22 protein-coding genes are annotated in these 26285 nt (G+C 54.2%); 2 read left to right on the top strand and 20 right to left on the bottom strand.

Annotation, left to right across the window (positions count from 1 at the left end; translation table 11 throughout):
* Positions 1-138: 138 nt before the first annotated feature.
* Together sucD and sucC are read right to left on the bottom strand one after the other, a co-directional pair.
* Positions 139-1071 (bottom strand): succinate--CoA ligase subunit alpha, encoded by a 933-nt coding sequence (sucD, locus tag AC0YNW_RS03945; RefSeq protein ID WP_387474688.1) that lies wholly within the window; start codon positions 1069-1071, stop codon positions 139-141.
* A gap of 60 nt (positions 1072-1131) precedes the next feature.
* Positions 1132-2292, bottom strand: coding sequence for an ADP-forming succinate--CoA ligase subunit beta (gene sucC / locus AC0YNW_RS03940; protein ID WP_387474686.1), 1161 nt, complete (start codon positions 2290-2292; stop codon positions 1132-1134).
* Positions 2293-2608: 316 nt separating this feature from the next.
* On the opposite strand from sucC, the gene AC0YNW_RS03935 reads away from it, so the two are divergent.
* A complete protein-coding gene (locus AC0YNW_RS03935) occupies positions 2609-4168 on the top strand; it encodes a YifB family Mg chelatase-like AAA ATPase (protein ID WP_475830824.1) in 1560 nt (519 codons plus the stop codon).
* 97 nt (positions 4169-4265) lie between these two features.
* Here AC0YNW_RS03935 and AC0YNW_RS03930 read toward each other — a convergent pair whose 3' ends face one another.
* The 7 genes from AC0YNW_RS03930 to rplS all read right to left on the bottom strand — a co-directional run bounded on the left by AC0YNW_RS03930 (position 4266) and on the right by rplS (position 9872).
* Entirely contained in the window at positions 4266-4637 is a 372-nt protein-coding gene (locus AC0YNW_RS03930; RefSeq protein WP_475830823.1) for a YraN family protein, read from the bottom strand.
* Positions 4627-4938 (bottom strand): EscU/YscU/HrcU family type III secretion system export apparatus switch protein, encoded by a 312-nt coding sequence (locus AC0YNW_RS03925; protein WP_475830822.1) that lies wholly within the window; start codon positions 4936-4938, stop codon positions 4627-4629. Before AC0YNW_RS03925 ends, AC0YNW_RS03930 begins: the two co-directional genes overlap by 11 nt.
* Entirely contained in the window at positions 4935-6986 is a 2052-nt protein-coding gene (locus tag AC0YNW_RS03920) for a hypothetical protein (RefSeq protein ID WP_475830821.1), read from the bottom strand. The genes AC0YNW_RS03925 and AC0YNW_RS03920 overlap by 4 nt, the downstream gene beginning before the upstream one ends.
* A 203-nt stretch (positions 6987-7189) precedes the next feature.
* Positions 7190-7813: a ribonuclease HII gene (locus tag AC0YNW_RS03915; RefSeq protein ID WP_475830820.1), complete on the bottom strand. Its 624-nt coding sequence runs from the start codon at positions 7811-7813 to the stop codon at positions 7190-7192.
* An 8-nt stretch (positions 7814-7821) separates the two neighbouring features.
* The gene (gene ylqF / locus AC0YNW_RS03910) at positions 7822-8709 is read right to left on the bottom strand and encodes a ribosome biogenesis GTPase YlqF (RefSeq protein ID WP_387474674.1); all 888 of its coding nucleotides are present in this window, start codon (positions 8707-8709) and stop codon (positions 7822-7824) included.
* Between the two features lie 15 nt (positions 8710-8724).
* Complete coding sequence (gene lepB, locus AC0YNW_RS03905; RefSeq protein ID WP_475831264.1) at positions 8725-9345, bottom strand: signal peptidase I; 621 nt, start codon at positions 9343-9345, stop codon at positions 8725-8727.
* Positions 9346-9530: 185 nt separating this feature from the next.
* On the bottom strand, positions 9531-9872 hold the full coding sequence (rplS, locus tag AC0YNW_RS03900; protein WP_475830819.1) for a 50S ribosomal protein L19: 342 nt from the start codon (positions 9870-9872) through the stop codon (positions 9531-9533).
* Positions 9873-10074: 202 nt separating this feature from the next.
* On the opposite strand from rplS, the gene AC0YNW_RS03895 reads away from it, so the two are divergent.
* On the top strand, positions 10075-11523 hold the full coding sequence (locus tag AC0YNW_RS03895; RefSeq protein ID WP_475830818.1) for an S-layer homology domain-containing protein: 1449 nt from the start codon (positions 10075-10077) through the stop codon (positions 11521-11523).
* Between the two features lie 48 nt (positions 11524-11571).
* Here AC0YNW_RS03895 and trmD read toward each other — a convergent pair whose 3' ends face one another.
* The 11 genes from trmD to smc all read right to left on the bottom strand — a co-directional run bounded on the left by trmD (position 11572) and on the right by smc (position 26264).
* The gene (gene trmD, locus AC0YNW_RS03890) at positions 11572-12321 is read right to left on the bottom strand and encodes a tRNA (guanosine(37)-N1)-methyltransferase TrmD (protein WP_475830817.1); all 750 of its coding nucleotides are present in this window, start codon (positions 12319-12321) and stop codon (positions 11572-11574) included.
* Positions 12322-12325: 4 nt separating this feature from the next.
* Positions 12326-12850 (bottom strand): ribosome maturation factor RimM, encoded by a 525-nt coding sequence (gene rimM / locus AC0YNW_RS03885; protein ID WP_475830816.1) that lies wholly within the window; start codon positions 12848-12850, stop codon positions 12326-12328.
* Between the two features lie 90 nt (positions 12851-12940).
* On the bottom strand, positions 12941-13171 hold the full coding sequence (locus tag AC0YNW_RS03880; RefSeq protein ID WP_119801287.1) for a KH domain-containing protein: 231 nt from the start codon (positions 13169-13171) through the stop codon (positions 12941-12943).
* A 25-nt stretch (positions 13172-13196) separates the two neighbouring features.
* Positions 13197-13469 carry a 30S ribosomal protein S16 gene (gene rpsP / locus AC0YNW_RS03875; RefSeq protein ID WP_387474661.1) on the bottom strand — a complete coding sequence of 91 codons (273 nt, stop codon included), beginning with the start codon at positions 13467-13469 and terminating at the stop codon, positions 13197-13199.
* A 44-nt stretch (positions 13470-13513) separates the two neighbouring features.
* Positions 13514-14902 carry a signal recognition particle protein gene (ffh, locus tag AC0YNW_RS03870; RefSeq protein WP_475830815.1) on the bottom strand — a complete coding sequence of 463 codons (1389 nt, stop codon included), beginning with the start codon at positions 14900-14902 and terminating at the stop codon, positions 13514-13516.
* Positions 14881-15291: a putative DNA-binding protein gene (locus tag AC0YNW_RS03865; protein ID WP_387474657.1), complete on the bottom strand. Its 411-nt coding sequence runs from the start codon at positions 15289-15291 to the stop codon at positions 14881-14883. The genes ffh and AC0YNW_RS03865 overlap by 22 nt, the downstream gene beginning before the upstream one ends.
* A 190-nt stretch (positions 15292-15481) precedes the next feature.
* Entirely contained in the window at positions 15482-18115 is a 2634-nt protein-coding gene (locus AC0YNW_RS03860; protein WP_475830814.1) for a cohesin domain-containing protein, read from the bottom strand.
* Entirely contained in the window at positions 18112-19350 is a 1239-nt protein-coding gene (locus tag AC0YNW_RS03855; RefSeq protein WP_475830813.1) for a cohesin domain-containing protein, read from the bottom strand. The genes AC0YNW_RS03860 and AC0YNW_RS03855 overlap by 4 nt, the downstream gene beginning before the upstream one ends.
* 3 nt (positions 19351-19353) lie before the next feature.
* Complete coding sequence (locus tag AC0YNW_RS03850) at positions 19354-21246, bottom strand: S-layer homology domain-containing protein (protein WP_475830812.1); 1893 nt, start codon at positions 21244-21246, stop codon at positions 19354-19356.
* A gap of 381 nt (positions 21247-21627) precedes the next feature.
* On the bottom strand, positions 21628-22635 hold the full coding sequence (gene ftsY, locus AC0YNW_RS03845) for a signal recognition particle-docking protein FtsY (RefSeq protein ID WP_387474649.1): 1008 nt from the start codon (positions 22633-22635) through the stop codon (positions 21628-21630).
* 47 nt (positions 22636-22682) lie between these two features.
* Positions 22683-26264: a chromosome segregation protein SMC gene (gene smc, locus AC0YNW_RS03840; RefSeq protein ID WP_475830811.1), complete on the bottom strand. Its 3582-nt coding sequence runs from the start codon at positions 26262-26264 to the stop codon at positions 22683-22685.
* Between the last annotated feature and the right edge of the window lie 21 nt (positions 26265-26285).

Raw genomic sequence — 26285 nt, 5'->3', positions numbered from 1 at the left:
TCTCCATGAAAAACATCCATTAGCCAAGTTCTATACTGAACGATCAGCATTCAAGTCGGTAGATACCGATCAAACAAAAAAAAGCAACCTTCAGACACCGTGAATGGTGTCCAAAGGTTGCTTACCTTCATCATATGTTTACTTGCGAGTGATGCATTTCTCCAGCAAGCCTTGCTCTTCCAGAACGCTTACAAGCGTGGAGCCCATCTCCGATGGAGTTGGAGCTACTTTGATGCCGCAAGCTTCCAGCGTAGCGATTTTCTCGGCTGCAGTACCTTTGCCGCCGGAGATGATCGCGCCTGCATGGCCCATACGTTTGCCCGGAGGCGCCGTTGCGCCGCCGATGAAGCCAACAACCGGCTTCTTCATGTTCGCTTTGATCCACTCAGCTGCTTCTTCCTCAGCCGTGCCGCCGATCTCGCCGATCATGATAACCGCGTAGGTGTCAGGGTCGTCGTTGAAACGACTCAGAATATCGATGAACTCGGAGCCTTTCACCGGATCGCCGCCGATACCGACTGCGGAAGATTGACCGATGCCGCGAGTCGTCAGCTGATGAACCGCTTCATAAGTCAGTGTTCCGGAGCGCGATACGACGCCTACATGGCCAACAGTGTGAATGTAGCCCGGCATGATGCCGATTTTGCATTCTCCTGGCGTAATTACGCCTGGGCAGTTCGGTCCGATCAAAACCGTCTTGCTGCCTTCCATGTAACGCTTCACTTTCACCATGTCCAGAACCGGAATGCCTTCTGTAATACAGATGACCAGATCCAACTCAGCATCGACGGCTTCCAAAATGGAATCAGCTGCGAATGCTGGCGGAACATAGATAACGGATGCCGTAGCGCCCGTTGCGTTTTTGGCTTCCAGAACGGTGTTGAATACCGGCAGGGAAACGACGGAGCCGTTCTCCAGCGTAATGTCAACGTTCGTGCCGCCTTTGCCAGGCGTTACTCCGCCTACCATCTGCGTGCCGTAGTCGAGAGCTCCCTTGGCATGGAACATGCCAGTTTTGCCTGTTATGCCTTGAGTGATGACCTTTGTATCCTTATTGACCAAAATACTCAACTTAACTCACATCCCCTGATTGAATTCGTATGCGTATCGTCAGCCGCAGGTTCAGCGGCTTTATTTTACGAGTGCGACAATTTTTTGCGCGCCGTCAGCCATGGAATCAGCTGCGACGATGTTAAGGCCGGATTCGTTCAGCAGCTTCTTGCCAAGCTCAACGTTCGTGCCTTCCAGGCGAACGACAAGCGGACGGTCAAGGCCAAGCTCTTTTGCAGCCGCAATAACGCCTTCCGCGATAACGTCGCATCTCATGATGCCGCCGAAAATGTTGACGAAAATGCCTTTTACTTTCTCGTCAGACAGGATGATTTTGAAAGCTTCCGTAACTTTCTCTTTCGTAGCACCGCCCCCTACGTCCAGGAAGTTGGCCGGGTCGCCGCCGTAGTATTTGATAATGTCCATTGTAGCCATAGCAAGGCCTGCGCCGTTAACCATGCAACCAATGTTGCCGTCAAGCGCAATGTAGCTAAGATCATATTTGGACGCTTCGATTTCTTTTGCGTCTTCTTCTTCCAGATCGCGCAGCTCAAGAATTTCTTTTTGGCGATAGAGCGCATTGGAATCGAAGTTCAGCTTCGCGTCAAGCGCCATTACGTTGCCGTCACCCGTTACAACAAGCGGGTTGATCTCGGCAATCGAGCAGTCTTTCTCGACGAAAGCTGTGTATAGAGCCAGCATGAACTTCACAGCTTTGTTCACAAGCTCGCTTGGAATATTGATCGCGTAAGCCAGCTTGCGCGCTTGGAAAGCTTGCATGCCGACAGCCGGATCGATAACTTCTTTGAAAATCTTTTCAGGGGAATGCTCGGCTACTTCTTCAATCTCCGTGCCGCCCTCTTCGGAAGCCATCATCGTCACACGGCCAGTGCCGCGATCCAGTACGACGCCAATATAGTATTCTTTCTTAATATCGCAGCCTTGCTCGATCAGAAGACGTTTGACTTCTTTGCCTTCCGGACCCGTTTGATGAGTCACAAGCACTTTGCCCAAGATTTCGCTCGCGAACGCGCGAACCTCGTCCAAATTTTTGGCTACTTTAACGCCGCCCGCTTTACCGCGGCCGCCTGCGTGGATTTGCGCCTTCACGACAACCACCGGTGTTCCTAGCGCTTGTGCCGCTTCGACAGCTTCGTCAACGGAGAATGCGACTTTGCCCTCCGGCACGACTACACCATACTGTTTCAGCACCGCTTTGCCTTGATACTCATGGATATTCATTGTTGAAATCCTCCATTTCACAGACTTGAATCAGTCATATGTACACAAACCTTTATCATTGTAGCACTTTTCCTTGTCCAGTTCCTTAGTTTTTCCTTGAAAGCGCAAACCTTTTTGATATGGATATCATCTCAAAATGAGATCAAAGCCCGACTTACGCCAACTAGTATGACCTATTTGATGTCTTTTAATCGCAGGGCAGACTGTTATTGACAGCGATGTTCCCTGCCGCTATGATAAGAATCAATCGAATGAAATGAGATACGTGAGGAAGCACCTTCGTGATGGATTTGACCATCAATGGAGGTGCTTTTTATTGTTCAGCATCATGCACAGCGCCAGCGTAATCGGCGTAGAGGGGAAGAACATCTCGGTCGAGGTCGATATTAGCAGCGGCCTTCCTCAAGTAAGCGTAGTCGGACTGCCGGATCCCGCCGTTCGCGAATCGGTAGAGCGAGTCAGAGCCGCGATCAAGAACAGCGGCTTCTCGTTCCCGATGGACCGTATTACCGTCAATCTGGCTCCAGCCGATCTTCGCAAGGAGGGAACAGCTTTCGACCTGGCCATTGCAGCCGGAATATTGACTGCAAGCGGACAATTGGAGGCCTCTCTTTTGGAAGATGTCCTGCTCATCGGAGAATTGTCGCTTAACGGCGGAATCAAGCCGGTTACAGGCGTGCTTGCGATGTTGGAGCAAGCCAAGAAAATGGGAATTAGACGCGTACTCCTTCCGTCTGCCAACCGGAAAGAAGCCGCATGGATATCCGGAATCCACATTTACGCCCTGTCTCATTTGCACGAGCTTAAGCCCAAGAGTGGCTATCCTTCGTACTGGGACCAGTTCATCGATGACTCTGTGGCAGAGAACCCGGAAGCAAGCGGCAGTGAGAACGGACGGAGTCCCGGCTGTGAGGACTTCGCCGATATTATCGGGCAGCATCAGGCCAAGCGGGCTATGCTGATAGCCGCTGCAGGCAAGCATAATATTCTGCTGTGCGGTCCTCCGGGAACCGGCAAGACGATGATGATCCGGCGCCTGCCGGGCATCCTGCCGCAATTGACTGAGCAAGAAGCGCTGGAGGTGACCAAAATATACAGCGTCGCCGGCAAGCTGCCGGATGGAGCAGGCGGCTTGATGGTCCGTCCACCCTTTCGGTCTCCTCATCACAGCACCTCATCCGGCGGCCTGATCGGAGGCGGCTCGATACCGAAGCCAGGCGAGATTACGCTCGCCCATCGCGGCGTCTTGTTTCTGGATGAGCTGCCGGAATTCCCGCGCATGGTGCTGGAGCTGCTGAGACAGCCGCTTGAGGATCGGATCGTCTCGATCGCAAGAGCACGAGCTACAGTCCGTTTCCCTGCCAATATTATGCTTGCCGCATCCTATAACCCATGCCCATGCGGCTATTACGGGCATGACTATGGAGAGAAGCGATGCACCTGCAGCGCCCCGGTCATAGCGCGCTACCGCTCCAAGTTGTCCGGCCCGCTGCTCGACCGCCTCGATCTGCATATTGAGGTGCCGCGGCCGGTTTCTTTCGAACAACCGGGCAACGAGACCATTTGCTCCACAGCAGAGCTTAAAGATAAAGTAGAGGCCGCACGTTCCATCCAAATGGATAGAAACCGCAGGTGGGGCGCTATAACCAACGGCGAGCTCACTAGCGAGGGATTGCGCAAGACGGCAATGCTGAAGCCTGATGCCCATAAGCTGCTGGAGAATGCATTCCAGATTCTTGGCATCAGCATGCGCGCGTATGACCGATTGCTAAAGCTAGCAAGAACGATCGCTGATATCGAATGCAGCGACTCGGTCGAAGCCGAACATGTGGCGGAAGCGATCCAATATCGCCGTATGGATGCTCGCATGACCTGATCATCTCCTCTTGCCAATCAGCAGGATCAGTCTATTCAGTAAAGCATTAAACAACCAACAAAGCCGCATCATGAACCTGAAGAGATGTCCCCCCGGTTCAGAATGCGGCTTCATAATGTCTATATTCGGCAATGGTATCATCAGCACCGATCGTAACGGCAATCACATCGAATCGCATAGCGGCGTCATGCCGGTTAGTCAATTGCATATACTTCTGTGCAAGCATTCGAACCTGCCTCTGCTTGCGGGGATCAACCGATTCCGCAGCCGTCCCGTATCTGCCGCTGCTGGCGGCGCTGCGAGACCTGACCTCTACAAAAACAATCCGCTCGCCGTCTCTGGCAACCAAGTCAAGCTCTCCTTGCCTCGTGCGCCAATTGACTGCCAGAATAACATAACCCCCAAGCTCCAGGCGCCGCTTGGCCTCCGCCTCCCCGATCCGGCCTATTCGCTGGCGATTAGCGCTCATCGATCATCTCTTTCGCTCTCCGATCTGACTGATAGACGAAAGTCAGTATTTCTGCAACCAAAGCATACAGCTCTGGCGGTATTTCTTGATCTACATCCAGCTTGGACAGCACTTCAACGAGCGACGAATCCTCTTGAACGGGCACTCCGCTTTCCTTTGCCTTCTCCAGAATCCGATCGGCAATTAGTCCATGCCCCTTCGCCACGAGCACAGGAGCGGCCCGGTCCCCGGGCTCATACTTGAGTGCTACAGCCTTGCGCATAGGCGCCGGCCTGTCCTTATTCTCATGCTCCGGGCTCATATCCGGTAATCCACTCCTTTGTACCGCGTAGAGGCGAACTGCGCAAGATCAGGCGGCGCCTGCTGCTTCTTATCCTTCGCCACGCTCGCCGGCTCCTCTCCTGCATCCCGGTTTGGCAGAGGAGTGGTGCGCAGCGAGAGCAGCTGATACCCCGTGCCATGGAGCCGCTCGGCAATATCGCTGCGCGAGCCCTCGATAAGATCCGCTATCGCAGGATGGTCATTCCATATATTTAAACTGACGATTTTATCCGTTACATTCACATCGACCAGCGTATCGCCCAATGACGCCATGGAGAGATTGAACAGAAGGCGGCAATTATCCGCATCGAGCTCCCCTTTTTTTCCGCGCCTGGTCTGGATATGGACGGATGCTGTCGTTCCCCCGTCAGCATCCTTAAGCGGAATAAACATCGTTACATGGGTGAACACAGAGCTATTGCGCTCCGGGGTCAGCAGAAGCTGCTGGCCGGTAATCTGATGGATGAGCTGCTGAGCGGTCTCCTTGATTGCTGGTGGCGTATCGCTTGCTTGCATAAGGGTAAGCAATGCGTTTTTCAATGTCTCCGTCGGTATTGCGCTTGCAGGCGCGGCTGCTGCATGTGGGACAGGCTGCGATGACGCAGGGATCTGATCTCCGCGACTCACCGCATCCGATATAGTTGCTTGAAGCGGCTGTGTAACCTGTGGAGATTGCTGAGAAGCAGGCTGCGCCGAAGCCGCTTGTACTCTTCCTGCTTCTGTGGCGCCCGCTTCAGTGCTTCTTGCCGATAGAGCAGCGGAATCGCTTCGCACTCCCGCCGCAGGTGGCTCAGTCCGGGCTGCGACGGTTGCTGTCGTTTCTCCTTCGACACCAGCCGCCAGAGACGCTGCCTGACCTGGAGCTGCGCCTTGAGGCTGTGCGCCAGCCGTTCCGGCTTGGGAACGCAACAAGCCCGTATCGGCTGCAGCTTGCTTAGATGTCTGCGCTGCCCCCTGCTGCCCGCTGGAATCCACCGCGGTCGCCGCCTTCGCAAGCTGCAGCTCATGATCGACGCCAAGCCACTTCATCATGCCGCCAAGCCAGTTGGTACCAGCAGCCGCTGCTGTAGACTGGGTTGCGGCTGCTGGTCCGGCAAGAGCCCCGCTCGTCCCTCCGGCAGCAGCTTGCACTGCACTCTGACCTGTAACTTGCGATGCACTCTGTCCAGTAGCTTGCGCAGCACTCTGCGCTGCGGACTGGGAGGCATGCGGTGTGACAGCTTGCGCAGATTGCCCTGGTGCAGCTGTCTGCGCAGTTGCAACCGCCTGCTGCCCTTGACCTTGTGCGGCCGCAGCCCCACTCGCCGAGCCGCTGCCGTTGCCGCTTGCAGCAAGCCCTCCACGCAACAAAGCATCGCCTTGCATCAGCAGCGCGAGTACGCGCGCTCCCGCTTGCTGAGCCGATCCCGCATTGACGCCCGCTTCCGCTGAGCCGGAGCCTGACACAAACGATCCCAGTTGCCGCTGCAGCGAGTCCATCAGCTCATGCGGCGCACGGCCGAACATCACCTGGCCCATAGACGCAATTGTGGTTGCCGTCATCGGCAAGCCACGTTTGAAAGCAGCTGCGGCTGCCGTCATCCATTGCTCCACATCCATTCCTCGCGGCATTGCCGCCAGCGCCGCCTGGAATGCCTGCGCTGTTGCCCGGTTGAACGGGAATCCCTCTCTTCTTAGATCCTTAATAATATCAAGCGCCCAGCGCTGATCCGGAAGCCCAAGCTGCTTGGCGTAATCCCGGAACGTATCGTCCAGCAAGCCGGACGCGCTTAGATCTACTGCCTTTAACATCACAAGCGATCCATTCGATTCGGGCTGCACTTGCAGCATAGCCGACTGACCAGCCGTCATAGGCATCTCCAGCTTGGCGCGAACTTGTACGCCATTGATTTGAATAAGCGCTTCATTATTTTCAAATGTCTGCACCACGACGCCTCTTACGACCTGGCCGACTTTTAATTCCATAGCCCGGGCATCCCCGCTTACCGCATCACCCAGCAACCCTCGCATCATTTGACTGATATTCACAATCGATTCTCCTCCGCCCCGCGGATTGCTTCCACATAAAAAGATATAACTAGTATATCGGTCCCCAGCCTCTATCCCTGAAGGTCCGATTAATGATGAATTTCAATGTGCGATGCCACCCTTTTTAACACAAAAAAACGCCCGTACTTCAGCAGAAGAACGAAAAAGGCGTTCTTCGCCGAATGACAAGCGTTTATCTAATTCTATACCTCACCAAGCAGCTTGCGCAAAAACGTGCGCCGATGGAGAGGAGACGGGCCGAGCTCAAGCAGCCTCTCCTGATGAAGCTTGGTCGCATACCCTTTATGTATGGCAATCCCGTAATCGGGAAATTTGCGGTCCCAGTCGCCGGCACAGAGCCGGTCGCGCGTGACCTTGGCCATAATGGATGCCGCTGCGATGGACTGGCTAGTCGCATCGCCCTTAATAATGGCTTGCTGCGGCAGCTCCAGGTCAACCTTCTCTGCATCGACTAGCAAGTATTGCGCCGGCACGCTAAGCGATTCCACAGCTAGCTTCATCGCCAGGCGAGCCGCCTGTTTAATGTTAATCCGATCGACTGTCTCGGCGTCGACATGCGCGACGGACCAGGCAACAGCCTTCTCCGCAATGATATCGTACAGATACTCGCGCTTCTTCTCGGACAGCTTCTTGGAGTCGTTGATTCCATCAATGACAAGATCGGGAGGCAGGATGACCGCGCCAGCGACTACATCGCCGAACAGACATCCGCGCCCTACCTCATCCACACCCGCAATGCGGACTATCCCTTCATTCCAAACTGCGCGTTCCAGTCCCAGCAAGTTTCTTTCCCCCGTTTCCCCCATAACGCTGCCTACCGTTCTCTCACAGGCATATCGTCGTAAGGGGCTTCCAGCGTAATTCTGCCCAGCTTGCCCGCTCTGAGGTCGCGCAAGATAATGCCAGACGCCTTCTCCAGATCGACGCGTCCGCCTCCCATTAGGCAACCGCGCTTACGGCCGATATCTTCCATGATGCGCACGATCTCTTCACTGTCCTCGGGATCGGAAGGCGGCTTCTCAAGCTCGTATCTTTCCTGCAGTGCAGGCCAGTAACGGTCAGCCAGCTCACGTACGGCAAAAAACGCAATATCGTCCACGTTAAGAATTTGTTCCCGGATCGCTCCTGTCATGGCCAGCCGGTAACCGACCAATTGATCCTCGAACTTCGGCCACAGGATACCAGGTGTATCAAGCAGCTCCATCTCTGTGCCAACCTTGATCCATTGCTGGCCTTTCGTGACGCCTGGCTTGTCGCCGGTAGCGGCAATATTGCGGCCTGCGAGACGGTTGATCAGCGTTGATTTCCCTACGTTCGGAATGCCGACAATCAGGCCCCGCACAGCGCGCGGATTGATGCCTTTGGAAATTTGCCTCGCAATTTTCTCATGCAATATCTCTTTGGCCTTAGCGGGAATATCGCCTACTCGGGTTCCTGTCTGAGAATCGACGGCGACGCACGCATGACCCTCATGGGCAAAATAAGTCATCCACTTGTCCGTCGTCTTCGGATCTGCGAGATCGGATTTGTTGAGCACAATCAATCTCGGTTTGTTTTGCAGAATATCGTCCACCATCGGGTTTCGGCTTGATAACGGCACCCGCGCGTCAAGCAGCTCTATGGCAATGTCGATAAGTTTAAGTTTGTCTTGAATTTGCCGTTTGGCACGGGTCATATGACCCGGAAACCATTGAATGGCCATGCCTTCACCTCATGTCTAATACCGATGCTTGATAAAACTGATCTTGTCGAGCGGCCAGAAGATGACATCCGCCCGTCCCACGATCTCTTTGTCCTCTACAAAACCGATCATACGGCTGTCTGTGCTGTTGTCGCGATGATCGCCCATCGCGAAGATCGTCCCCTCCGGCACCACCATCTCTTGCACCATATCGTTCGGGAAGTTATAGCTTGTGCCGTCGCCATTGTACAATTCTCCTCTGGCGTGAGCTTCTTCAATCGCTTGCTTAATATAAGGTTCCTCAATCAGCTTATCATTAATGTACAAATCGTCGCCTTCGAGCTTGATTTTGTCTCCCGGCACTCCGATTACGCGCTTAATGAACTTGCGTCCTTGTTCCGGAACGTCGAATACGACCACTTCTCCGAATTTCGGTTCGCTGAACGTATACAAAATTTTATTTACGATTAACCGCTCGCCCGACTCAAAGTTAGGCTCCATAGACGGTCCGTCCACGATAAACGGCGAGAACAGGAACTGGCGAATGAAAAATACAAGTACGACCGCAATGACGAGCGCCTTGATCCATTCTACAATTTCCTTGTACGCTCCCCCTTTTTTGTCACCAGAACGCTGTCTGGTGGAACGTCCCGTCATCTCGTCGGATTGACGGTTCGCTTCGTTGGGTGAAGCGCCGATTGTTTCATCCGGGCTTTTATCCTCGTTGCGATGTTGCGAATCCATCCATTTCGCCTTCTTTCCTTTAACGCTGTAATATGTAAGGGTAGCGATAAAAAAACGAAAAGGAGCTTGTTTGCGCAAGCCCCTCTTGACGTTTGTTCTTAGCGAATCTCTTTAATTCTAGCAGCTTTACCGCGCAGATTGCGAAGGTAGTACAGCTTAGCGCGACGTACTTTACCACGGCGTGCTACTTCGATTTTGTCGAGCTTAGGCGAATGGATTGGGAAAGTTCTTTCCACACCAACACCGTAAGAAATTTTGCGCACCGTAAAAGTCTCGCTGATTCCGCCGCCGCGACGTTTAATAACAACGCCTTCGAACAGCTGAACACGCTCACGCGTTCCCTCGATAACTTTAACGTAAACCTTCAGCGTGTCACCAGGACGGAAGCTAGGAAGATCACTACGCAATTGTTCTTGAGTAATTGCTTGTACGATATTCATTGAGTTCACTCCTTCCACCATAGACGTTCATGTAAGCTCCTGGACTCCTCTGAGCCGATCTTCGCTTATAGCGGACCGTCCGACTTTACGAACAACATTAGAAATTTTACCATAGTTAGATGCACAAATCAACTGGTTTCTTCCACCTGGCATGTTCATGTATACTGTCATTGACATATGAGTCAGATGGAGGTGTGCCTTGTTGCCACATAAAACGGAACCTGGCCTAAAGGCGGTTCCCATACGACCCGCAAAAACAATCATTAGCATGATGACAGTGGCAGGCTTGCTCCTCTCTCCTATCGCGCCAGCCGAGCAGGTATGGTCGGAAGCCTTAACCGATACGAGAGGCCACTGGGCTTCATCGTACATCGAATGGGCGTTGGACGAAGGACTGGCGAAAGGCTACGAGGACGGAACCTTTCAACCTGACAGAGCGGTAAGCGAAGCTGAATTTCTCGCCATGCTCCTGCGAGCATATGAATCAGCTCTGCCCGAAGCCAGCGCAGGAAGCCAATGGTACGACTCGTATTACCAGTTTGCGGAACACTTCGGTTGGCCCGTATCCTTCAATAATGATCGTGGAAGCTTCCGAAGGGGACAAGCGGCATTGTTAATGGCAACGGCGGCAAGCGGCAAGCATTATTCTGAAAATGAAGCGATTCAGTGGCTGCTGGACGAAGGCATATCCAAGGGTCGCACCTCAGCGACCATTAAGGGATTTGTGCCAGATGGCGGCGTCACGCGGGCAGAGGCGCTGACCTTTCTGTTCATGCTCAAGGATCACACGAGGCAGTTGTCGGGTACCAAGGTTCAGCAGGAGCCTGCCGGGTTGCACGGCATTGACATCGGAGATCAGGTAGAGAAGCTCACCTTCAAGCTCGGCAAGCCGGACCGTATCGACCCAAGCGAATTTTCGTACAGTTGGTATGTATATAACCGGAACCATGCACAGCTAGCAATGTATGGCGTCATGGACGGCAAGATTGCAGCCCAGTTCTCCATGTCGAAGAAAGACTGGAGCCTTCCCGGCGGCCTTACGACAGGCCTTGCGCTAGGCGAAGCCCGAAAGGGACTCAGCGGCACATCCGATGCGGAGAAGAAGGAAACCTATTATACGTATACGGCCAATGGAATCCAGACTACCTTGTTCATCGATTCGCAAGACGGGGACAAGATCTCAGGCATCCTGCGGCAAAAAAACTCATTGTCCAAACAAGCGCCAAACGGCAAAAACACAGCGTTCCGCGACGCAATGGAACGGCAATTATTCGATCTAGTCAACGCGGAGCGTGCCGTTAGAGGCATTCCCGTGCTGCAATGGGACAAGCTAGCTGGCTCAGCGGCAAGAAGCCATAGCGAGAACATGCGAGACAAGCAGTTTTTCAGTCACAAAAACCTGGACAATAAAACGCCGTTCGACCGCATGAAAGCAAAAGGAATATCGTACCGGCTAGCCTCAGAGAACATTGCCGCCGGCTTCGACAATAGTATATTCGCACATTATACTCTTCTGAATTCAACGACTGGCCACCGCGAGACGCTGCTTAACGCCAAGCTGACTCGGCTGGGCACCGGTGTTGCGATTGGCGGTTATTATCAAGTGTATTATACCCAGGACTTCTACACGCCGCTTCAGACGGAAGAATAGCTTTACAGCCAATAAGGGAATGCAGCCTCCTCCGGAAGCCGCATTCCCTTATTGTTGTTCGGTATCCTCCCGTTTGGGCAAGGAAGCCAGCCATTTCTTCTCCTTTGCGGTCAACTCCGCAGTCTCCAGCAGATCGGGACGGCGCTCCAGCGTCCGCAGAAGCGATTGTTCTCTTCGCCATGCTTCAATATTGGCATGATGCCCGGAGACGAGAATATCCGGTACGCTCCATCCCCTGAATTCAGGAGGTCTTGTATAGTGAGGGTGTTCCAGCAATCCCGTGCTATAGGAGTCCGTTACCGCGGACGTCTCATTGCCGAGCACGCCGGGCAGCAGCCTGACGACACTGTCGATAACCGTCATAGCGGGTATCTCTCCGCCAGTCAACACATAATCCCCGATAGACAACTCGTCCGTCACGAGATGCTCCCGAATACGCTCGTCATAACCTTCGTAATGGCCGCAGATGAGGACAAGATGCTGCTCCCTCGAGAGCTCCTCTGCTTTTTTCTGCGTGAACGTCTCCCCTTGCGGGCACATCAGGATAACGCGAGGCTTGATACCCGGGTCCGTCTGCAGATCCTCTACTGCCGCGAACACCGGATCTGGCTTAAGCACCATGCCCCCGCCGCCGCCGTACGGATAATCGTCCACGGTGTTATGCTTGTTACCCGAGTACCGGCGGAAGTTGACCGCTTCCAGCGATACGATTCCTTTTTCCTTCGCCTTGCCCAGAATGCTTGCTCCGAACACACCTTCGAACATCTCCGGGAACAGCGTCAATACGTCAATTCTCACGTCGCTAGATCAATCCTTCCATCAGCCTTACGGTAACCCGCTTGTCCGTTACATTGACATCCAATACGACCTCATCGATCACCGGCAGCAGAAGCTGTTTGCCCTTCGACTTCGGACGATCTACGACCCACACGTCATTGGCTCCGGGGCTCAAAATTTCGGCAATGACACCGAGCTCTTCTCCCTCTTCTGTGACGACAGCGCAGCCGATAATCTGATGGTAGTAGTATTGCCCTTCCTCCAGCTCACCTTGCTCCGACTCGGAGATTTTCAGCAGCCAACCCTTGTATTTTTCGACCTCGTTAATATTGTTGAAGCCGTCCAGCTTGAGCAGATAAACGTTTTTCTGCTCTCTAGAGCTTATAATCTTGATCTCTCGCGATTCTCCGTTCTCCTCATTCACCATAAGCAGCTTGCCTCCCGGGGCAAACCGTTCCTCCGCAAAATCCGTCTGCGGCAATACCTTCACATCACCACGGATACCGTGCGTGTTCACGATTTTGCCTACCGTGTACCATTTCCTGTTCATGCCATCATACCTTCTTTCCGTTGGTTACGACTATTATAACACGGCAAAGAGGGTCAGGACATTCGTCCCAACCCTGAAGATGCCAGTCCATTATGAAAGTATATCGACGATGACGCGCTTGCTCGATTTGACGGAGGCGGAGGTTACGACCGTCCGCATCGCTTTCGCGATACGACCTTGCTTGCCGATTACCTTGCCTACATCATCGGGATGAACCGATAACTCGTAAACCGTGCTGCGTTCATCATCCTTCACGCCGACCCGCACTTCGTCCGGATGATCCACCAAAGCCTTCGCTATGACAAGAATTAATTCTTTCATCACAAAGCCCTCCGCTCTTCAACCGTTACTTCTGAAGCTTAAGCTCATGGAACTTTTTCAGAACACCAGCTTTGGAAAGCAAGTCGCGAACAGTGTCGGAAGCTTGCGCTCCAGTTTGAAGCCATTTCAAAGCTTTCTCTTCGTCGATCGAAACTTGAGCTGGCTGTGCAACCGGATTGTAAGTACCGATCTCTTCAATAAAACGTCCATCACGCGGGGAACGGGAATCCGAAACAACTACGCGGTAGAAAGGAGCCTTGTGAGCACCCATACGTTTCAAGCGAATACGTACTGCCATTATCATTCACCTCCTTCGAAAAATGAACTGCGGTTTATCTCACATTAAAATGGAAACTTCATATTGCGTCCAAGCATGCCCTTCAGGCCTTTCTTGCCGCCTTTGAGCCCCTTCGGACCTTTCGGTCCCATCATGGAAGAGAATTGCTTCATCATCTTGCGCATATCATCGAATTGCTTGATCAGACGATTCACTTCAACGATGGTCGTTCCGCTGCCCGCCGCAACGCGCTTGCGTCTGCTGTGGTTGAGCAGCTCCGGCTTCTGCTTCTCTTCCTTCGTCATGGAGCGGACAATCGCCTCGATGCGGCCGATCTGCTTCTCATCGACCTTCAGATCCTTCATTCCGCCCTTCATCTTGTTCATGCCAGGCAGCATATCCATAATCTGATCCAGCGGCCCCAGCTTACGAACCTGCTCCATCTGATCCAGGAAGTCATCGAATGTGAATTCGGCGGTGCGCATCTTGCGTTCCATCTCGGCAGCTTTGTCCGCGTCAATGCCCGCTTGAGCCTTCTCGATCAGGGACAGCATATCGCCCATGCCCAGAATCCGCGAAGCCATCCGTTCCGGATGGAACGGCTCCAGAGAGTCAATCTTCTCGCCCATAGCCGCGAATTTGATCGGACGACCTGTAACCGCCTTGACGGACAGCGCAGCGCCGCCGCGCGTATCGCCGTCAAGCTTCGTCAGAACGACGCCGGACAGCTCTAGCTGTTCATGGAAGCTCTGCGCTACGTTGACCGCGTCTTGACCGGTCATGGCATCAACAACGAGGAGTACCTCATCCGGTGTCACATGCTCATGGATTCGCTTCAGTTCATCCATCAGCTCTTCGTCGATATGCAGTCGGCCTGCGGTATCGAAGATGACGTAATCATTGCCGTTGTCCTTCGCGTGCTGCAGACCGGCCTTCGCAATGTCGACCGGAGAAGTCTTGTCCCCAAGCGAGAATACCGGCGCTCCAATCTGCTCGCCCAGCACCTGCAGCTGCTTGATCGCAGCCGGACGATAGATGTCGCAGGCAACCAGAAGCGGCTTATGGTTGCCCTTCTGAAGCAGCTTCGCCAGCTTGCCAGAGGTTGTCGTCTTACCGGCGCCCTGCAGACCGACCATCATAATGACCGTCGGAGGCTTGTTCGCCTTGGCAAGCTTCGCCTGCGTGCCGCCCATCAGCTCCGTCAATTCCTTGTTGACAATATCGATGATGACCATGCCCGGAGTGAAGCTCTTCGAGACGTCCAGACCGATGGCCTTCTCCTTCACCTTGGCGATGAAGTCCTTCACGACTTTAAAGTTAACATCGGCCTCCAGAAGCGCCAGGCGAACCTCCCGCATCGCGTCATTGACATCGGCTTCGGATACTTTGCCTTTGCCCTTCAGCTTGCTGAACACATTCTGAAGCCGATTGCTTAAGCTTTCAAATGCTGCCATGAACTCCCGCCTCCTTCTCTTGCCGTTCCTTCCGCCGCCCGAAATTGCCCGATGGCGTCGATGATCGACTGTTTATCCCATTCATTCGTCACGATGGCCTTCACGTCGCGCTCCAGCTTATCGGTTATCTCCATCAGCCGCTCGTGTCTTGCCAGCAGGGACAGCTTCTCTTCATAGCTCTCCAGAATGCCCTCGGCGCGCTTGATATTGTCGTAGACCGCCTGGCGGCTGATCCCGAACTCGGATGCAATCTCGCCGAGCGAGAAGTCATCGTGATAATAATAAGTAAGTATAGTACGCTGCTTATCTGTAAGCAAGCTCTCGTAGAAGTCGAACAGCAAATTAACTCTTGTCGTTCTGGCTAAGGCATCCGGCATATGTTCCTTCATCCCGTCGCCCCCTTCTTCGTCTTGCCGCAAATGTTACCGTCAAGGAAAATCCCTTTACACTTATGCAACGACTCTTATCATACAGGATGGCAAATGCCCTGTCAAGCTTTTGACCTTGTCACCACCTGATGCTCTCTTGGCAACACGATATGCCCGGACACCAAGTGCCCGGGCGTAGTTCCATTCATCGCTAGTCTTCGAATAAAATGAGCGCGACGAGCGCGACATCGGTGACGTCTACTTTGCCGTCTCCGTTCAGATCATATCGTTCATCGGCTCCCGGCTTGCCCGCTTGCTTCGCAACAGCAACCAGATCTTCAATGCTCACCTTGCCGTCGCCATTCACATCCTCGCGATGCTGCTTCAATGCTACACTGACGGTTAGATCGCGATCGGTCGGATACAGAACGCCGCTGTCCGGCGTATGCACAGCCCCGACAGTCGAACCCTTCTTCAGAACGACTGCAGCTTGGCCGCTCCCTTCTTTGGCTTCGAAAAGCAATCTTAGGATATCCGCATTCCCATTCACTCCGTTTGCTCCTGTCGCCGAGACGACAGCAAATGCGCTGCCTCCCGCCTGATCGATGCGGCTGTCCAGAAAAGCTCCTTCGCCAAAGCTGTCTCCGCGCTTGATTTCCTTCAATTCAAGCTGGCGAGGATCGAAGCTGAAGGCCATATTGGCACCATATAAGCCTGCCGCTTCATCCATTCTGACGCGGATCTCAAAGGTTGTGCCCGGCACGGCTGCAATCGGTGCAGTCAAGCGCAGCTCTCCCGGCGCAGCATACTGCTCCTCCTCCAGGGCCACGCTCATGAGCCTGCCCTCCTGCGCATAATAAATCCGGCCGTCATCGCCGATATCAAACAATGCGGTCGCAATGCCTGAATCCACATAAGCAAGTGTCTCGGGATCAACGGCAATCAGCTTGCCGTAAAGATCAGCATACATAAACCCGTCATCCGAGAACCGGATATGGATCGGACGCCACATGCCGTAATTTTGCACGCCGCTGAATATCTGCTTGCTCTTCACGATAGCTTTCGACTGCGGATCGATCGCGAATAATGCCCCGTCTGCTGCCGCCCACAGCAATCCATCCTTATCGAAGGTCAGTCCGCTAATCATGATCGGCGCTTTGGACGCGCCAGGAATATTCGGCTCCCATTCAGCTATCTTCTGTTCCTTGGCCACATCCCAAATAAACATCTTGGCCTTCGTCTCCGGTGTTGCGCTGTCCAGCCCCCCGCGGATTGTCGTGGAACCATAGATTAAGCCGTCACGGTAAGCGAGTCCTACAATGCTTTGACCCGGCACAATATTACGGTAAACGCGCAGCGTGCCCTGCGGATCGGATTCCTCGAATACGGCTAGCGCTCCGCCGATCTCTCCATAGGACGGTATCGTGCCGAAGAAGGCTTTGCCGTCTCCGAATGTATTCACATAGGGCCGATCCTGGGATTCTCCGATTTGAAGAAGCTTAACCGGATTCTGGTTCGGCTTCGCCGAATCCGGCTGCAGCGGCAGAGACGTATCATACATATGGATGGATGCGCCGGGGTACTCCCCATAGTAGACCCGGCTGCCGCTTATGCCGATGCTCTCCGCTTGCCCCATAGTGAACGTCGAGAACTGCTCAATGGCAGGGTCGTATACCGCAGCGGTCGCGGCCGTATATCCGCTCATGAACAGCTTGCCCCCAGGCCCCTTCTCCAGTGCGTGAATAGACAATGCGCTGCCTTGAATACCGGGCAGGCGAGTCGTTACTTTACCCGCTTCGACGTCGAATAGGGCGACGCTGCCGCCATAATGCACCGTAGCAAGCACTGGATTCTTGAAGCCGGGATCATCTTCAAGCTCCACCCAGCCTGAATTGCGAAGGCTGGAGCCATACGGGATGCCGGTGGACACCGCTTCGCGGGTTGCCATGTCCCATGCCATTAGCTCTTTGTTTTGCAGGAAATAAACCTTGCCGTTGTATGCAGGAGAAGCCCGCAATCCTGCCGCTCCCCAATATTCTTCCTCAAGCCATGCGCCACTTGCCAGATCATAGATGATATAGATCGCCTTGCCGTCGCCGCTGAGAAAAGCAAACAGGTAATCGCCGCGCACATCGAGGCCATATACGAACGGATACTGCTGGACACCGTCAATGGGCTTAAGCGGAATAAGCGTCTTCTCCCCGGTCTCGACATTCAGCTTCACAATATCGCCAATCGAGCCGATGCCGGCATAGACATATCCATCATGATAAGCAATGGAACGGACATAATCCCGACCTTCTACCATCACGCCATAATCTCTGAATTGTCCTGTAGAGGGGTTATATTGAAACACCTTCCCTTGATCGAACGTACCGCCATAGACGTTGCCGTTCTCGTCAACCGTTAGCGACCAGATCGACTTTGCATCAGACACCGCGGTCCCCAGTTGCTCGATCGTGCCGCTATCAGGATTATAGCGATGCAGAATCGGCCCACCATCGGACACGCCAATATAGACGCTCCCATCCGGCGTTATGGTATGAGACCAAGCGCTTTTCCCTTCCGGCAGCGGCACGGCCTTCACCAGCCGGTTGGCGTCCAGGTCCACCGCATTGAACATAGCCGGATTGCCCGCCGACGTCGTGTAAACCATGTCATGACCGTTTTCCATTCCGTATACTCCTTCAAATAAGGCAGCCTGCTGGATCGGCTCTCCTAATTCGACCGGCGTTCCGAAGTGATGTGCCGGCGCAGCACTTGCATGATGAGCCGGGATGGCCAGCGCAGCCGCAATCAGAGCAACAGACAGAAGCAGAGCCAGCGTATAGCGTTTCGTCCTCATTCGGTATCCCCCTCCACCAATAAGCGTGAAATCATGGCCATATCTGCGAAATCGATTTTACCGTCGCCATTAAGATCAAACCGGGCATAGGCTCCGCTCGCGGGGCTGCCCACAGCTTGTGCGACGATAATCAAGTCCGCCAGGTCAACTCTGCCGTTATCATCCACATCTCCGGCATGGGCTTTAATGGTTACAGCCAGCGTCATACCTTCTTGGAATACGGTCGATACGCCCGTCTCGTCCGCATCTTGCTTCGCTGCAATAGCGAAGGGCTCCAGCTCAATCTTGGCGGACGCCGAGGCGGCAAGCGGTTGAAATTGCACGATTGCAACCTCCGAATCACCCGATACAGCACGCTCGCCTAGCTGTGTTACAATCACCTTTAATCTGCCGGGAACCAGCTCACGCGCCTCGGCATACACCTCTTCGCCACCATGGAACGATTCAGCGGCTTGCACAGATACATACTGGAACTGGGCGGGATCATAGGACAGAATAGTCTCAACCGCATATAAGGAGGATGCTCCCATAACCGTCAGGTTGACCGAATAGTTCTCTTTCACCGTCGCAGCCGCAGGACCGCTTATCGATAACGAACGGGCGGCAGGAGCTGTTTCTCCGGGAAAAACACCTTCGATTTCAAAATCATCATAAAAAGCGCCTGACGTCTGATAAAAATTAGAGAGCGACGCCATTAAACGAACCGTCTTGGCGTCAGAAGGCGCTTGCAACGACTTGGTCGTCAGCTTCACCCACTTGGATTGGCCCGTATGATGAATAAGTGCATCCGTATCGGAGCCAACCTGCTGGCCCGCTTCATTGTAGAACCTCATAATAAAGCTGCCGCGATTGGGAACGGAAGCTCCGTTGTGCATGAATGACGAACCTTCAATATACATCCACACGGAGCCTGTGTAATTCTCTCCAGGCACAATATCCATCGCCTGAGACCAGATCGACACGCCATCTGCGCCGTCCTTATCCGTAATTTTGAGGCTGTAGCTGCCGCTATGCGCCCTCTCGTCCGTAATCTCGTACGTAACGGAGCTTCCCTTGGGAGCTATAAAGGTTGTCCAGCCCGGGATAATGCCTCCGGCTGCAGGCTCCTCGAACCCGCCGTTGCGCAGTTCCGCCGGCGATGCAAATGCGGTCCCTGCCGAAACCCAAAGCGATAATGCAAGCACGGCAGCAAGTGCAATGGCGATTGCCCGATGCCAGCTGTTCCGAATCAACATGACTCATTCCTCCTCGTCAGCTTCATGAACTTGTTCAATTGAATAGCCGAAACCCCAAGCTCTGATGATGCGCATAAGCACCACTGCAGCATCGTCGCGGCCGATTCCATCATTTGCAAGAAAACGATTATGCTCGTCGCCCTGCATGAGTGCGGATGTGCGCAACCGGTATACGGCAGCCTTCGCCCATTGCGGGATATCTGCGTCATCAATATAGCTTTGGACGGTTGGATGGGCTCCCGCTCCCTTGTCCGAACTCATCTTATCCAACATGACTGCAAGCTCGGCTCTGCTGATTCGCTCGTCGGGACGATAGGAACCATCTTCATAGCCCGTTATCCACCCTTGCAAGCCAGCGGCAGCGATATACGGCGCATACCAGCGACTATCCTCCACATCTGTGAATAAAGCACTACCTGCTTGCTCCTCTGTTGAGATGTCCAGCCCCCATGCCCGGACAAGCATGGCGGTCCACTCCGCTCTAGTCACTGGACGTCCCACGCCGTAGGAATCGTCGCTTATGCCATTCACCACGCCTTTGGCCGCAAGCATACGGATCGATTGGGCCGCTTCATCGTACGTGAAGCCAAGATCGATAAATTCCTTCGCGTAGAGCAGAAAGCCGTATTCTCCATCCTCCAAATGCGTCGTAACCGTGCGTTCCGCTGCATTCCGCCCGCTCTCGCGTACATAGACCCATTCCCCGGATGGTGCGTGCCATCGATAGACTCCGGCCAGGCCGCTATCCATACTTGGTGGAATGAGCCATCGAACCTTGGCTGCGGGAGCTTCATGATGCAGCCCGAACTGAAATCGATAGCTTCCAATCTGCTCCACTCGGGTAATCCCATGCCGTTCAGAAGATCGAATAAGCGGGTCAACCGATAGACTGGCATATCCCGAAGAATCGAACAACAGCTGTTCCGGCTCCAGCATGACGGCAAAATGCTTGTTTTTCATTTCCAGGCCAAGCCCGAGCGCCACAACATGATTCTTAATCGATAAAGCTATACGCAGCTCCGATCGGTCGCGCTCATCCGCCGCTAATGTCAGAGCATATGGATAGGAGGCGGCAGCTCCTGCTGCTTTGGCCGCCTGCTGCAGCAAGCCATAAGCATCCAGAGCAGGCGTAATCGAGGCATTATTGAATACAGCCTGCATGTGCCCAGCCTCTATCAGAACGGGATGAATGGTCAGCAAGCGGATAGAAGTGTCCCGGACAAGCGCCGACCAGCCTTCGATATCCAACTGAATATCCGGTCGTCCAAGTCGATCCGTCAAGAGCGCAGCCGCTTTCCGGGCATCAGCCTCCCCCCGGATGTCCAATTGACTCGGATATGTAGAGGGATCAACAGGAGCAACGGGACCACCTGACGGCAATAGCCGGATCGTCAGCGGCGAGGCAGCATGCAGCTTTACTTCCTTCAAGTCGGGGTAAGCTTGGCCGTCCTGTTCTCTTGTTGTCCGCTCACGGCTAACCCCTTTGACCGCTGTAAGCTTGATCTCTGTATTAACGCCTGATGTCAAAGCGCGAAATCTAAGCTTGGCGATTATCGTTTCGCCGGCAGCGGTGTCTTCGGAATGTTTGGCAATAGCCGATAGATGCAGGATGCCTGTTGCCGGGTTAGCCGCTTCGCTTTCAAATAAGGAATAGTCGACTCCCGTTGACTCGTGAAGCATCATAGCGCTGGAGTCGTATTCCAAGATGAACTCAATTCCGTATACATCCTCCTGCGCATTGGCCGATACCAGCACTTCCGTCTCAGCGCCCTTGACTATGGCGTCCTTGGAGGCGGACAGCGATAGCTCCGTTGATTCCGCTACAGCATACGCGGGCATATCCATGACAGAGCAACAGATGACGAAAGCGATCACCCAATAGCATAATTTCCTCATTGTATCTCTCCTTGTTTGCTTTCCTTTCATTCGAACTGAGCCTCATGTATGCGCTTACCAAATCTTCATGTACAAGCGTCACCCCCTGTGTTCGCGATTGCATTACTCCGTACGCCATCATTGTATACAAGCTCCTCTTTTTCCGTAAATCTATCGATTTCCCGATGCTGAGCAATTTCGGACATGCCGCTTCCGATTTCCCCTCAGCCCTTGCCCTGACTGGCACCGGAGGTGAGGCATTTCGCTAAAGATGTAGAAAACGCTAAATTATGCAGAACCGTGTCGCGGCGAACGGCCAAAATGGAAGGCATACAAAAAAACGTCTAATGGCGACCGATCGGTCGCCATTAGACGTTGCTCATTCTTCCTGTAATGCCATACTTAATTGGCAGCTGGCGGCTGCTCTTCCGACTCGCGGCTGATCAAGCCCGCGAACAAGGCATGTACGAACTGTTCGGAATCAAAGGTTTGCAGATCGCCCATTTTCTCGCCAAGGCCTACCAGCTTCACCGGCAGATTCAGCTCATTGCGGATCGCCACAACGATACCGCCCTTCGCCGTACCGTCCAGCTTCGTCAGAACAAGACCTGTCACGCCGCTCTTCTCGCCGAACAGCTTCGCTTGGCTAAGCGCGTTTTGGCCTGTCGTCGCATCCAGCACCAGCAGCACTTCATGAGGAGCCTCCGGCAGCTCGCGCTGAATGACGCGGAAAATTTTGTTCAGCTCTTCCATCAGGTTCGTCTTATTCTGCAAGCGTCCAGCCGTGTCGCATAGCAATACGTCGACCTTGCGCTGCTTGGCCGCCTGAACGGCATCGAACATGACGGCTGCGGGATCGGCGCCCGACGATTGCTTAATGACGTCCACGCCTACGCGCTGCCCCCACACTTCAAGCTGTTCGATAGCTCCCGCGCGGAACGTATCGCCTGCTGCCAGCAATACATTTTTGCCTTCGCTCTTAAACTTATGCGCAAGCTTGCCGATAGTCGTCGTCTTGCCGACGCCGTTCACGCCAACGAATAAGATAACCGTGATTTCCCCAGGAGGCGCCATTCGCAGCTCGGCATGATCGTCTCCCTTCAGCAATCCAACCAGCTTCTCTGACAGCACTGGCTGCAGATCGGACGCATCTTCGATTTTACGCTTCTTCACTTCCGCGCGCAGATCATCGATTAACGTCATCACCGTGTTAACGCCAACGTCCGCACCAATCAGAATCTCCTCAAGCTCCTCATAAAACTCTTCATCAATCTTCTTGCGGCGAGTAATCAGCTCTTCGACCTTCTCGACGAAAGCCGTACGCGTCTTCGCCAGTCCTTCCTTAAATACGTTCGTGACCGCTTCCGTCTTGGAAGCAATGCTTTCCTTTAGCTTCTTGAAAAAACTCATCCCAGCCGTTCCTCCTGACCTTTCCTAACCTGCATGTATGGTTACACTTAAGCCGATACCGGCTCTCCCGCTTCTTCTTCCAGACGTACCGATACCAGCTTCGATACGCCGCCTTCTTCCATCGTAACCCCATAGAGCACATCCGCTTCCTCCATCGTTCCTTTGCGGTGGGTCACGACGATAAATTGCGTCAGCTCCGAGAATTCGCGCAAGTATTGTGCGAAACGGGCTACGTTTGCTTCGTCCAGCGCTGCTTCGACTTCGTCAAGCACGCAGAACGGCACCGGCTTCACTTGCAGAATGGCGAACAACAGCGCAATCGCCGTAAGCGCCCGCTCTCCGCCGGACAGCAGCTGAAGGTTTTGCAGCTTCTTGCCCGGAGGCTGAGCCACAATATCAATGCCGGTATCAAGCACTCTATCCGGATCGACCATGACCAGGTCAGCCCGTCCGCCGCCGAACAGCTTGGCGAAGACGACGCCAAAATGTCCGCGAATGGCTTCGAATGTCGTCCGGAATCGCTTCGACATCTCGTCGTCCATCTCTTTGATGACCTGATAGAGAGCTGTCTTCGCTTCGATCAGATCGTTCTTCTGCTCCGAGAGGAACTCGTAACGTTCCTTGACGCGTTCGTATTCTTCGATCGCACCCAGATTGACCTCGCCCAGCGCGGCAATCTGTCGCTTCAAATCGCGGACTTCGTTCTGTGTGCCAAGCACATCTTCCGGCACCGGATATTGCCCCTTCGCCAGCTCGAAGCTGAGCTCATACTCCTCGCTCAGCTTGCGAAGCAGGTTGTCCAGCTCCACGTCTTGCCGGTTAACGGCAATCTCCGTGCTTCTCATCTGATCCTCTACGACGCGAAGCTGGGCACGCTGCTCCTTCGTCTCGCTTTCGCCTTGCTCCAGCTCGGCGATGCGCTGCGCTCTGGCTGCCCGCTTCAGGTCTGTCTGCTCCGCGCAATTCGCCTTCTTGATTCGCAGATGATTGAGCTGCTCAATCTGGGTAACGCTCTCCTCGGCATGTCTTGCCATCTCTTCAACCTGCTGCTCGGACAAGGCGCGCAGGCCCGACAGCTCGCTCTTGGCGCGCTGAATATCGCTTCTCACGCGGTTAGCCTGATCCTCGAAGCTATGCTTCTCTTGATCGGTCTTCGCGACCGCAATCTTAATATCGGTCAATTGTCCTTGCAGCTCTTCCTTAGCCGATTCGCTCGCCTTGCGGCGCTCCTCGGCCAATCGGATCGCTTCCTGCAGCCTTGCCTCATCCAGCGTTAATTGCTCCAGACGCTGCTCCGCCGCTGCCGCCATCTGCTCAATCTGCTCCCGCTCTTCCGTCTGTGAGCTTCGCTCAGAGGTCGACACCGCGTTTTGTTCCGACAGATGCTTCGCCTCTGAACCAAGCTGCTGCAGCTCAGCACGGATGCCTTGCTCGCGAATCCGGGTTTGCTCGGCGTTCTCGCGCAGCTCCTCCATATCCTGCGAACGGATCGATTGTTCCTTACGCAAGTCGCTTAGTCGGTTCTTCAGCTCCGCAACCGTCGCTTTCGCATCCTTAATCTCCTGATCAAGCGCTTCGATCTGCCGTCCTCTTCCTAGCAAGCTCGCGCCCTTCTTCTGCAAGCTGCCGCCCGTCATCGAGCCGCCGGCATTGACGACGTCGCCTTCCAGCGTAACGACACGATAGCGGTACTGGCACCTGGATGCAATCTTGTTCGCCTGCTCAAGCGTCTCCGCGAGCAGCACGTTGCCCAGCAAGTTGTTCACGATGGCCTGATAACGGTCATCACAGCCGACCAGATCTGCTGCGACGCCGACAAAACCTTCCACAGCGGAAAACGTCCGCTTATCGTTCTCCGGCACCATCCGCCCCCTGATAACATCCAGAGGAAGGAAGGTCGCTCGTCCAAGCTGGCGCTGCTTAAGGAAAGCAATAGCCGCCCGTGCCGTGCGCTCATCTTCCATGACGACATGCTGGAGAGCGCCGCCAAGCGCCGTCTCCACCGCAACCTCAATGCGCTGCGGCACGCGAATGAGCTCGGCTACTGCGCCGTGAACCCCTTCAACCGCGCCCGAGCCGCGCCTAGCAGACTTCAGAACTTCCTTAACGCCCTGCATAAAGCCGTCTAGCGCATCCTGCATCTCCTTCATCGTATCCCGCCGGGAAATGTGGCTGTCAAGCCGTTGCTCCCACTTGCGGATTGCCGACATCACTTCCTCCAGTTGCAATGTGAGCGACTTGGTCGCTTCCGATTGCTCCAGCATACGATTTCTTGTCGTGCCAAGCGTAGTCAGCGCATCGGCTAGTGACTGCTCCAGCGCGCTGCGCCTCTCATCCAGCCGGGCCATCTGCTCCGTCCACTTCGATTCGTCCTCGCTGAGCCGCTCCATCCGACGCTGAAGCGTCTCTCTCTGTTGCGACGCATAACGAATTTCGTTGCGATGCTGCGCCATTGCGCTCAGCACGTCAAGCAGCTCGCTCTTCAGCTTCTCCTCCGCATCCACAACCGCCCCGCCAGCAACGCCAACAAGGTTCGCTTCCTCGGCTGCCAGTTTGACACGGAGCTCAGCAAGCTCCAGCTCAAGCGCAGCGGCGCGGCTGCGGAACTCTGCCTCTTCCTTGACCAGCGCCAAAATCCGCTCGTCCTGCGATGCAATGGATTCCTCCAGCTGCCGCTTGTTCTGCTCCAGGTTGCGGCCGCGCTCCTTCAGCACTTCGCCGTAGCCTTCGCATTTCTCCGCATCCTCGCTGATTTGCAGCATGGAAGCATGCAAGACGTCCAGCTCTTGCTCGATCTCGCGCAATTGAAGACGGTCTTGCTCCAGATGCGCATCATGCTTGCTGACGACTGTGGATAGTTGAAGCTGCTCCCCTTGAAGCTTCTCCAGCTTGTCCGTCGCCTGTGACCAGGCTTGATGAACCGTCTCTATATTATGTACGTACATCGAAATTTCTTTGGTTTTCAACGTTTCCTTAAGCGCCTTGAAGTGGATCGCCTTCTCCGACTGCTTGCGCAGCGGTTCAACCTGATCCTCCAGCTCCGACACGAGGTCGTGAATCCGCAGCAGATTCTGCTCGGTCTCGTCGAGCTTCTTCTGCGCTTCGCGCTTGCGGGACTTGTATTTCACAATGCCAGATGCTTCCTCAAAGATACCGCGGCGGTCCTCGGAGCGCGTACTCAGAATCTCTTCGATACGCCCTTGGCCGATAATGGAATAAGCTTCCTTGCCAATGCCCGTATCCATGAACAGCTCCGTTATATCCTTCAGCCGGCATGGCTGCTTGTTAATCATATATTCGCTATCGCCGCTCCGGTGTACCCTTCTGGTCACCGTAACCTCGTTGTACTCCAGAGGCAAAGCGCCGTCCGCATTATCGAGGGTAAGCGAAACCTCACCGTAGTTGACCGCTTTGCGCGCGTCACTGCCGGCGAATATAATATCCTCCATCTTGCCTCCGCGCAGGCTCTTGGCGCTTTGCTCGCCAAGCACCCAACGGATGCCGTCGGAGATATTGCTTTTTCCTGAGCCGTTAGGCCCGACCACCGCCGTAATACCGGTTACAAATTCAAGCTCGGTCTTGTCGGCGAAGGATTTGAAACCCGCTAATTCAATCCGCTTCAAAAACATAGTTTGGCTTTCACCTCACCC

The sequence above is a fragment of the Paenibacillus sp. J31R120 genome, assembly GCF_056269225.1.
This window is presented reverse-complemented; position numbering and strand designations above follow the sequence as displayed.

Excerpts from the sequence above, each read along its gene's own strand:
- sucC (WP_387474686.1), bottom strand. The coding sequence starts at position 2,292 with ATGAATATCCATGAGTATCAAGGCAAAGCGGTGCTGAAACAGTATGGT.
- ylqF (WP_387474674.1), bottom strand. The coding sequence starts at position 8,709 with ATGGCCATTCAATGGTTTCCGGGTCATATGACCCGTGCCAAACGGCAA.
- ffh (WP_475830815.1), bottom strand. The coding sequence starts at position 14,902 with ATGGCAGCATTTGAAAGCTTAAGCAATCGGCTTCAGAATGTGTTCAGC.
- AC0YNW_RS03915 (WP_475830820.1), bottom strand. The coding sequence starts at position 7,813 with ATGGGGGAAACGGGGGAAAGAAACTTGCTGGGACTGGAACGCGCAGTT.
- lepB (WP_475831264.1), bottom strand. The coding sequence starts at position 9,345 with ATGACGGGACGTTCCACCAGACAGCGTTCTGGTGACAAAAAAGGGGGA.
- rpsP (WP_387474661.1), bottom strand. The coding sequence starts at position 13,469 with ATGGCAGTACGTATTCGCTTGAAACGTATGGGTGCTCACAAGGCTCCT.
- ftsY (WP_387474649.1), bottom strand. The coding sequence starts at position 22,635 with ATGAGTTTTTTCAAGAAGCTAAAGGAAAGCATTGCTTCCAAGACGGAA.
- rplS (WP_475830819.1), bottom strand. The coding sequence starts at position 9,872 with ATGAATATCGTACAAGCAATTACTCAAGAACAATTGCGTAGTGATCTT.
- AC0YNW_RS03860 (WP_475830814.1), bottom strand. The coding sequence starts at position 18,115 with ATGAGGACGAAACGCTATACGCTGGCTCTGCTTCTGTCTGTTGCTCTG.
- AC0YNW_RS03855 (WP_475830813.1), bottom strand. The coding sequence starts at position 19,350 with ATGTTGATTCGGAACAGCTGGCATCGGGCAATCGCCATTGCACTTGCT.
- AC0YNW_RS03925 (WP_475830822.1), bottom strand. The coding sequence starts at position 4,938 with ATGAGCCCGGAGCATGAGAATAAGGACAGGCCGGCGCCTATGCGCAAG.
- AC0YNW_RS03930 (WP_475830823.1), bottom strand. The coding sequence starts at position 4,637 with ATGAGCGCTAATCGCCAGCGAATAGGCCGGATCGGGGAGGCGGAGGCC.
- AC0YNW_RS03880 (WP_119801287.1), bottom strand. The coding sequence starts at position 13,171 with ATGAAAGAATTAATTCTTGTCATAGCGAAGGCTTTGGTGGATCATCCG.
- AC0YNW_RS03865 (WP_387474657.1), bottom strand. The coding sequence starts at position 15,291 with ATGAAGGAACATATGCCGGATGCCTTAGCCAGAACGACAAGAGTTAAT.
- rimM (WP_475830816.1), bottom strand. The coding sequence starts at position 12,850 with ATGAACAGGAAATGGTACACGGTAGGCAAAATCGTGAACACGCACGGT.
- AC0YNW_RS03850 (WP_475830812.1), bottom strand. The coding sequence starts at position 21,246 with ATGAGGAAATTATGCTATTGGGTGATCGCTTTCGTCATCTGTTGCTCT.
- smc (WP_475830811.1), bottom strand. The coding sequence starts at position 26,264 with ATGTTTTTGAAGCGGATTGAATTAGCGGGTTTCAAATCCTTCGCCGAC.